The following is an 8,761-nucleotide window of genomic DNA, read 5'->3' as shown; positions in this document are numbered from 1 at the left end:
GCAAACCGCAAACCGCAAACCGCAAACCGCAAACCGCAAACCGCAAACCGCAAACCGCAAACCGCAAACCGCAAACCGCAAACCGCAAACCGCAAGAACCGAAGCGAAAGCGCTTCGCCGCAAGTTCCCGGTTGCGCGTCACACGCCGCCGCCGCGCTTACCGCTGCCGCGCTTTCCCTTCGTCGGCGGCGAGCTTGCGCCACAGCGTCGTCTTGCTGATGCCGAGCATCGCGCACGCGCGATCGCGATCGCCGCCGCATGCGTCGAGCGCGGCGCGGATTTCGTCGGCTTCCGCGCGCCGGCGGCGTTGCACGAGCGTCAGGCCTTGCGCGGCGTCATCGTCGCCACCATCGCCTGCATCCGCGTTGCCGCCGCGCTCGCCTTGGCCGCCCGCCGCGAACGCGTCGCTCGCGAGCACCTCGGGCGCGATCGCGCGCAGCGTGTCCACGCTCGCCGCCGCGTCGCCGCGCTCGTCGGCATCGGCGAGCTCCACCGCGATCCGCTCGATCACGTTTTGCAGCTCGCGCACGTTGCCGGGCCATCGATAGCGGCTCAACGCCGCGTTCGCCGCCGCGAGCGCGCGCGCCGCGTCGTGCGCGTCGCGCAGCCTGTCCGCGAGCCGCGGCTCGCGTTGCGCGGCCTGCGCGAGCAGCGTCGCGGCGAGCGCGGGAATGTCGGCCGCGCGTTCGCGCAGCGGCGGCAGCCCGATGTTCAGGATGTTGAGCCGGTAATAGAGATCCGCGCGGAACGCGCCCGCCTCGACGGCCGCGAAGAGCGGCCGGTGCGTCGCCGCGACGACGCGTATGTCGATCGGGATCGGCTCGGTCGAGCCGACGCGCACGACCTCGCGCTCCTGCAGCACGCGCAGCAGCCGGCTTTGCAGCGACGGCGGCATCTCGCCGATTTCGTCGAGAAACAGCGTGCCGCGATGCGCGGCCTCGAAGAGCCCCGCCTTGCCGCCGCGCCGCGCGCCCGTGAACGCGCCTTCCTCGTAGCCGAACAGCTCGCTCTCGAGCAGCGCTTCCGGAAACGCGCCGCAGTTCACGGCGACGAACGGATACTTGCGGCGCGCGGACAGCGCATGCAGGCTCTGTGCGATCATCTCCTTGCCGGTGCCGCTTTCGCCGAGGATCAGCACGGTCGCGTCCGATTTCGCGTAGCGCCGCGCGAGATCGCGCGCGTGCGCGATCGCGGGCGACGCACCGACGACGTCGTCGAGCCGGTAGCGCGCGGTGAACTGCTGCGCGTGCTGATGCGAGCGCAGCGTGCGGTCGAGCCGCTCGACCGCGCGCGATTCCTGGAACGTCAGCACGCTGCCGGGCGCGCCGCCGCTCGCGGCGAGCGGCCCGCGATGCACGACGTAGCGCACGCCGCGCAAGGTCGCGAGCGTGTCGCCGTCGGCCGCGCGCAGCGTGCGCAGCTCGGGCGTCAGCTCGTGCAGCGCGCGGCCGACGGCGGCCGACGGCTCGACGCCGAGCGCGAGCGCGAGCCGCTCGTTGATCGCCTCGACGCGCCCGTCGCCGTCGAGCGCGACGACGCCGTCGCGCAGATGCTGCAGCAGGTTGTCGAGGCGCTCGCGGCGCAGCGCCTCGGCGTGCGTCGCGTGCGCGACCTCGAGCGCGGTGTTGACGGCCGCGCGTACCGACGCGTGCGAGTACACGAACACCGCGCCCATCCCGACGTTCGCGGCGAGATCGGTGACGAGCCCCGGCCCGACGACGGTCTCGATGCCGCGCTCGCGCATTTCGAGCACGCGCGTTTCCGCTTCCTGCGCGCTTTGGTACGACGCGAACACGACGTCGAGCCCGTACGCGGCCACGAAGCTGCGCACCTCGGGCGGCGTTTCGCCGTAGCTGACGAGCGCGATCCGGCTCGCGTCGCGCCGCGCGCGGGCGAGCGCGTGCATCACGTCGAAGCCGGTCGGATTGACGAGCACGACGGGCACGCGCACGCGCGCCTTCAGGTAGGTGCCGTTCGAGCCGGCCGCGACGATCGCGTCGGGCCGCTCGCCGCCCGCCGTCGCGAGCGCGGTGATCGCTTCCTCGTAGCCGCGCGCGACGATCCGCAGGTCGGCGCGCTCTTCGTATTCGTCGGCGATGTCGCGAAAGAGGGCGCGCAGCCGGCTGATGCCGACCGCCCAGACGCGCGGGCGCACGCCGGTTTCGGGTAGGGTGCTCATGATCGAGACCGAAAGGCCGGGCGCGCGCGGCGCTCGGCCGGATGGATGACGATTCGCATTATCGCGCGCTGATTTCAAATATGGAATTTCAATTTCGAAATTGAAATTGTCCGACATGAGCGGCGAGCGCGGATTGCGCGCAGAATCAGCAGCTTAGCGGCCGGCGATCGGCCTGGCCCGGACCTTGCTCTTGACGAGCATCTTTCAGGAGGAGTCGATGGGCAACCCACAACTGATCAGCGCCGGCGCGAAGTTCCGCGCGGCGGTCGCGGCCGAGCAGCCGCTGCAGGTGGTCGGCGCGATCACCGCGTACGCCGCGAAGATGGCCGAGGCGGTCGGCTTCAAGGCGGTGTATCTGTCGGGCGGCGGCGTCGCCGCGAACTCGCTCGGCATTCCCGATCTCGGCATCAGCACGATGGACGACGTGCTCGTCGACGCGAACCGGATCACCAACGCGACGAACCTGCCGCTTCTCGTCGACATCGATACCGGCTGGGGCGGCGCGTTCAACATCGCGCGCACGATCCGCTCGTTCATCAAGGCGGGCGTCGGCGCGGTGCACCTCGAGGATCAGGTCGGCCAGAAGCGCTGCGGCCACCGTCCGGGCAAGGAATGCGTGCCGACGGGCGAGATGGTCGACCGGATCAAGGCGGCCGTCGACGCGCGCACCGACGAGACCTTCGTGATCATGGCGCGCACCGACGCCGCGGCGGCCGAGGGCATCGACTCGGCGATCGAGCGCGCGATCGCGTACGTCGAGGCGGGCGCGGACATGATCTTCCCCGAGGCGATGAAGACGCTCGACGATTACCGCCGCTTCAAGGAAGCGGTGAAGGTGCCGATTCTCGCGAACCTGACCGAGTTCGGCTCGACGCCGCTCTTCACGCTCGACGAGCTGAAGAGCGCGAACGTCGACATCGCGCTGTACTGCTGCGGCGCGTATCGCGCGATGAACAAGGCCGCGCTGAACTTCTACGAGACGGTGCGCCGCGACGGCACGCAAAAGGCCGCGGTGCCGACGATGCAGACGCGCGCGGAGCTGTACGAGTATCTCGGCTACTACGCATACGAAGAGAAGCTGGACCAGCTCTTCAGCCAAGGCCGGAACTGAAGCGCGGATGCGCGCGAGCACCGAAGCAGGGAATCACGGATTCGAACCCAGGAGAGTATAAGGATGAGCGAGACGAAGGAAGCGGCGGCGACGAGCGCCGCGGGCGGTTTCAAGCCGAAGAAGTCGGTTGCGCTGTCGGGCGTCGCGGCGGGCAACACGGCGCTGTGCACGGTCGGCAAGACCGGCAACGATCTGCATTACCGCGGCTACGACATTCTCGACATCGCCGGCTCGAGCGAATTCGAGGAGATCGCGCACCTGCTCGTGCACGAGACGCTGCCGAACGTCACCGAGCTGGCCGCGTACAAGGCGAAGCTGCGCGCGATGCGCGGGCTGCCCGCGAACGTGAAGGCGGCGCTCGAATGGGTGCCGGCGTCCGCGCATCCGATGGACGTGATGCGCACGGGCGTGTCGGTGCTCGGCACCGTGCTGCCCGAGAAGGACGATCACAACCTGCCGGGCGCGCGCGACATCGCGGACCGGCTGATGGCGTCGCTCGGCTCGATGCTGCTGTACTGGTATCACTATTCGCACAACGGCCGCCGGATCGAAACGGAAACCGACGACGATTCGATCGGCGGACACTTCCTGCACCTGCTGCACGGCAAGACGCCGTCGAAATCGTGGGTCGACGCGATGCACACGTCGCTGATCCTGTACGCGGAGCACGAGTTCAACGCGTCGACGTTCACGGGCCGCGTGATCGCCGGCACGGGCTCGGACATCTATTCGTCGATCACGGGCGCGATCGGCGCGCTGCGCGGGCCGAAGCACGGCGGCGCGAACGAGGTCGCGTACGAGATCCAGAACCGCTACCGCACGCCTGACGAAGCGGAAGCCGACATCCGCCGCCGCGTCGAGAACAAGGAAGTCGTGATCGGCTTCGGCCACCCCGTCTACACGATCTCCGATCCGCGCAACAAGGTGATCAAGGAAGTCGCGCGCAAGCTGTCGAAGGAAGCGGGCGACCTGAAGCTCTTCAACATCGCCGAGCGGCTCGAATCGGTGATGTGGGAGATCAAGAAGATGTTCCCGAACCTCGACTGGTTCAGCGCGGTGTCGTACCACATGATGGGCGTGCCGACCGCGATGTTCACGCCGCTCTTCGTGATCGCTCGCACGTCCGGCTGGAGCGCGCACATCATCGAGCAGCGAGTCGACAACAAGATCATCCGCCCGAGCGCGAACTACACCGGGCCGGAAGACCTGAAGTTCGTGCCGATCGAGAAGCGCTGATCGGCGGCATCCGGCGGCCGGGCGCGACGCCCGGCCGTTTCGCGACGATCGTTACCCAGTCTGTCCCCACGCAATGAACACTGCCAACCGCAAACCCCTGCCCGGCACGTCGCTCGATTATTTCGACGCGCGCGCCGCCGTCGACGCGATCAGCCCGGGCGCGTACGACGCCCTGCCGTACACGTCGCGCGTGCTCGCCGAGAACCTCGTGCGCCGCTGCGACCCGGCGATCCTCGCCGATTCCCTGAAACAGCTCGTCGAGCGCAAGCGCGAGCGCGATTTCCCGTGGTTTCCGGCGCGCGTCGTGTGCCACGACATCCTCGGCCAGACCGCGCTCGTCGATCTCGCGGGCCTGCGCGACGCGATCGCGGAACGCGGCGGCGATCCGGCGAAGGTGAATCCGGTCGTGCCGGTGCAGCTGATCGTCGATCACTCGCTCGCCGTCGAGTGCGGCGGCTTCGATCCGGACGCGTTCGCGAAGAACCGCGCGATCGAGGATCGCCGCAACGAGGATCGCTTCCACTTCATCGAGTGGACGAAGAAGGCGTTCGAGAACGTCGACGTGATTCCGCCCGGCAACGGCATCATGCACCAGATCAACCTGGAGAAGATGTCGCCCGTGATCCAGGCGCACGACGGCGTCGCGTACCCGGACACCTGCGTCGGCACCGACAGCCACACGCCGCACGTCGACGCGCTCGGCGTGATCGCGATCGGCGTGGGTGGCCTCGAGGCGGAGAACGTGATGCTCGGCCGCGCGTCGTGGATGCGCCTGCCGGACATCGTCGGCGTCGAGCTGACGGGCAAGCGCCAGCCCGGCATCACCGCGACCGACGTCGTGCTCGCGCTCACCGAATTCCTGCGCAAGGAAAAGGTGGTCGGCGCGTATCTGGAATTCCGCGGCGAGGGCGCGAAGAGCCTCACGCTCGGCGATCGCGCGACGATCTCGAACATGGCGCCCGAATACGGCGCGACGGCCGCGATGTTCTTCATCGACGGGCAGACGATCGATTATCTGCGCCTGACGGGCCGCAGCGACGAGCAGGTGAAGCTCGTCGAAACCTACGCGAAGGCGGCGGGCCTGTGGGCCGATACGCTCGCCAACGCGCAATACGAGCGCACGCTGACGTTCGATCTGTCGAGCGTCGTGCGCAACATGGCCGGCCCGTCGAACCCGCACAAGCGGCTGCCGACGTCGGACCTCGCCGCGCGCGGGATCGCCGGCCAGTGGGAGGAGAAGGCGGGCGAGATGCCCGACGGCGCGGTGATCATCGCCGCGATCACGAGCTGCACGAACACGAGCAACCCGCGCAACGTGATCGCCGCGGCCCTGCTCGCGCGCAACGCGAACGCGCGCGGCCTTACGCGCAAGCCGTGGGTGAAGAGCTCGCTCGCGCCCGGCTCGAAGGCGGTCGAGCTGTATCTGGAAGAAGCGAACCTGCTGCCGGAACTCGAGAAGCTCGGCTTCGGCATCGTCGCGTTCGCGTGCACGACCTGCAACGGGATGTCCGGCGCGCTCGATCCGAAGATCCAGCAGGAGATCGTCGAGCGCGACCTGTACGCGACGGCCGTGCTGTCCGGCAACCGCAACTTCGACGGCCGCATCCATCCGTATGCGAAGCAGGCGTTCCTCGCGTCGCCGCCGCTCGTCGTCGCGTATGCGATCGCCGGCACGATCCGCTTCGACATCGAGAAGGACGCGCTCGGCCACGACCAGGACGGCAAGCCCGTCACGCTGAAGGACATCTGGCCGACCGACGAGGAGATCGACGCGATCGTCGCGTCGAGCGTGAAGCCCGAGCAGTTCCGCCGCGTCTACGAGCCGATGTTCGCGCGCGCGGCCGACGCCGGCGAGCGCGCGGCGCCGCTGTACGACTGGCGGCCGCGGAGCACGTACATCCGCCGCCCGCCGTACTGGGAAGGCGCGCTCGCGGGCGAGCGCACGCTGCAGGGCATGCGAGCGCTCGCCGTGCTCGGCGACAACATCACGACCGACCACCTGTCGCCGTCGAACGCGATCCTGCTGGACAGCGCGGCCGGCGAATACCTCGCGAAGATGGGTCTGCCGGAAGAAGACTTCAACTCGTACGCGACGCACCGGGGCGACCACCTGACCGCGCAGCGCGCGACCTTCGCGAACCCGACGCTGATCAACGAGATGGCGGTGGTCGACGGCGCGGTGAAGAAAGGCTCGCTCGCGCGCGTCGAGCCGGAAGGCAAGGTCATGCGGATGTGGGAAGCGATCGAGACTTACATGAATCGCAAGCAGCCGCTGATCGTCGTCGCCGGCGCCGACTACGGCCAGGGCTCGTCGCGCGACTGGGCGGCCAAGGGCGTGCGGCTCGCGGGCGTCGAGGCGATCGTCGCGGAAGGCTTCGAGCGCATCCACCGCACGAACCTGATCGGCATGGGCGTGCTGCCGCTCGAGTTCAAGCCGGGCACGAACCGCACGACGCTTCGCATCGACGGCACCGAGACGTTCGACGTGATCGGCGGGCGCACGCCGCGCGCGGATCTCACGCTCGTGATCCATCGCGGGAGCGGCGAGCGCGTCGAGGTGCCCGTCACGTGCCGGCTCGATACGGCCGAGGAAGTGTCGATCTACGACGCGGGCGGCGTGTTGCAGCGCTTCGCGCAGGACTTCCTCGAATCGTCGAAGGCGGCGTAACGGTGCGGTGACGCGCGTTGCCGGGCGATGCGGCGACGTGCCGCCTTGCGGGGCCGTTCGCCGCGCGCGGGCGGCCCCGGCTCACCTGCATTGCATGAGATCGGAGTCGGTGCCGAAGCACTCGCTCCGATCGATCGACACAGGACATCACGAACCATGGATCACCTCCCTCAAATCAGGATTCCCGCGACGTACCTGCGCGGCGGCACCAGCAAGGGCGTGTTCTTCCGCCTGCAGGATCTGCCCGAGGCCGCGCAAAAGCCCGGCGCCGCGCGCGATGCGCTGCTGATGCGCGTGATCGGCAGCCCCGACCCGTACGGCAAGCAGATCGACGGGATGGGCGGCGCGACGTCGAGCACCAGCAAGACGGTGATCGTCGCGAAGAGCGCGCGTCCCGATCACGACGTCGACTACCTGTTCGGCCAGGTGTCGATCGACAAGCCGTTCGTCGACTGGAGCGGCAACTGCGGCAACCTGTCGGCGGCGGTCGGCCCGTTCGCGATCGCGGGCGGGCTGATCGATCCGGCGCGCGTGCCGGAGAACGGCGTCGCGATCGTGCGGATCTGGCAGGCGAACATCGGCAAGACGATCGTCGCGCACGTGCCGGTCACGCGCGGCGCGGTGCAGGAGACGGGCGACTTCGAGCTCGACGGCGTCACGTTCCCGGCCGCCGAAGTGCAGCTCGAATTCATGGACCCGGCGGCCGACGAGGAGGGCGCGGGCGGCGCGATGTTCCCGACCGGGAATCTCGTCGACGATCTGGAGGTGCCCGGCGTCGGCACGCTGAAGGCGACGATGATCAACGCGGGCATTCCGACGATCTTCGTCGACGCGGCGACGATCGGCTACACCGGCGCCGAGCTTCAGGACGCGATCAACGGCGATGCGAAGGCGCTCGCGATGTTCGAGACGATCCGCGCGCACGGCGCGCTGCGCATGGGCCTCATCGCATCGCTCGACGAAATCGCGACGCGCCAGCACACGCCGAAGGTTGCGTTCGTCGCGAAGCCGGCCGACTACGTCGCGTCGAGCGGCAAGCGCGTCGCGGCCGCCGACGTCGATCTGCTCGTGCGCGCGCTGTCGATGGGCAAGCTGCATCACGCGATGATGGGCACGGCGGCCGTGGCCATCGGCACCGCGGCCGCGATTCCGGGTACGCTCGTGAATCTCGCGGCGGGCGGCGGCGAGCGTGAGGCCGTGCGCTTCGGGCATCCGTCGGGCACGTTGCGCGTCGGCGCGGAGGCGAAGCAGGCGGGCGGCGAGTGGGTCGTCACGAAGGCGATCATGAGCCGCAGCGCGCGCGTGCTGATGGAAGGCTTCGTGCGGGTGCCGGGCGACGCGTTCTGACGCTTCGGCGCTTGGACGGGGCGATGACCGGGCGTTCGGGTGGTTAGTCGTGGCGCTGTTTCGATGATCGGGTGCTTCGGCGTTTTGACGTTCCTGCTTTCCGATGCCCGGAAGCTCCGATGCTCGAAGCTCGAAGCTCGAAGCTCGAAGCTCGAAGCTCGAAGCTCGAAGCTCGAAGCTCGAAGCTCGAAGCTCGAAGCTCGAAGCTCGAAGCTCGAAG

5 protein-coding genes are annotated in these 8,761 nt (G+C 68.8%); 4 read left to right on the top strand and 1 reads right to left on the bottom strand.

Translation table 11 applies throughout. From position 1 onward, the window contains the following. Positions 1-157 precede the first annotated feature (157 nt). Positions 158-2,179 carry a propionate catabolism operon regulatory protein PrpR gene (gene prpR, locus X946_RS03645; RefSeq protein ID WP_052144995.1) on the bottom strand — a complete coding sequence of 674 codons (2,022 nt, stop codon included), beginning with the start codon at positions 2,177-2,179 and terminating at the stop codon, positions 158-160. 217 nt (positions 2,180-2,396) lie between these two features. Between prpR and prpB the strand changes: the two genes are divergently transcribed. From prpB to prpF, 4 genes are all read left to right on the top strand, one after another. Beyond that, a complete protein-coding gene (gene prpB / locus X946_RS03640) occupies positions 2,397-3,290 on the top strand; it encodes a methylisocitrate lyase (RefSeq protein WP_038744230.1) in 894 nt (297 codons plus the stop codon). 63 nt (positions 3,291-3,353) lie between these two features. Further along, on the top strand, positions 3,354-4,526 hold the full coding sequence (gene prpC, locus X946_RS03635) for a bifunctional 2-methylcitrate synthase/citrate synthase (RefSeq protein WP_038744225.1): 1,173 nt from the start codon (positions 3,354-3,356) through the stop codon (positions 4,524-4,526). A 73-nt stretch (positions 4,527-4,599) separates the two neighbouring features. After that, positions 4,600-7,194 (top strand): Fe/S-dependent 2-methylisocitrate dehydratase AcnD, encoded by a 2,595-nt coding sequence (gene acnD, locus X946_RS03630; protein ID WP_038744223.1) that lies wholly within the window; start codon positions 4,600-4,602, stop codon positions 7,192-7,194. Positions 7,195-7,350: 156 nt separating this feature from the next. After that, positions 7,351-8,541, top strand: coding sequence for a 2-methylaconitate cis-trans isomerase PrpF (prpF, locus tag X946_RS03625; protein WP_038744221.1), 1,191 nt, complete (start codon positions 7,351-7,353; stop codon positions 8,539-8,541). Positions 8,542-8,761 lie beyond the last annotated feature (220 nt).

The sequence above is a fragment of the Burkholderia sp. ABCPW 111 genome (genome assembly GCF_000773065.1).
In the GTDB taxonomy this organism is placed as follows: domain Bacteria; phylum Pseudomonadota; class Gammaproteobacteria; order Burkholderiales; family Burkholderiaceae; genus Burkholderia; species Burkholderia savannae.
Note: the sequence above shows the minus strand (reverse complement) of the source record. Positions and strands in the feature narration are given on the sequence as shown.

What these genes read in the sequence shown, in the direction of transcription:
- prpF (WP_038744221.1), top strand. Translation starts at nt 7,351, where the DNA reads ATGGATCACCTCCCTCAAATCAGGATTCCCGCGACGTACCTGCGCGGC.
- prpR (WP_052144995.1), bottom strand. Translation starts at nt 2,179, where the DNA reads ATGAGCACCCTACCCGAAACCGGCGTGCGCCCGCGCGTCTGGGCGGTC.
- prpC (WP_038744225.1), top strand. Translation starts at nt 3,354, where the DNA reads ATGAGCGAGACGAAGGAAGCGGCGGCGACGAGCGCCGCGGGCGGTTTC.
- acnD (WP_038744223.1), top strand. Translation starts at nt 4,600, where the DNA reads ATGAACACTGCCAACCGCAAACCCCTGCCCGGCACGTCGCTCGATTAT.
- prpB (WP_038744230.1), top strand. Translation starts at nt 2,397, where the DNA reads ATGGGCAACCCACAACTGATCAGCGCCGGCGCGAAGTTCCGCGCGGCG.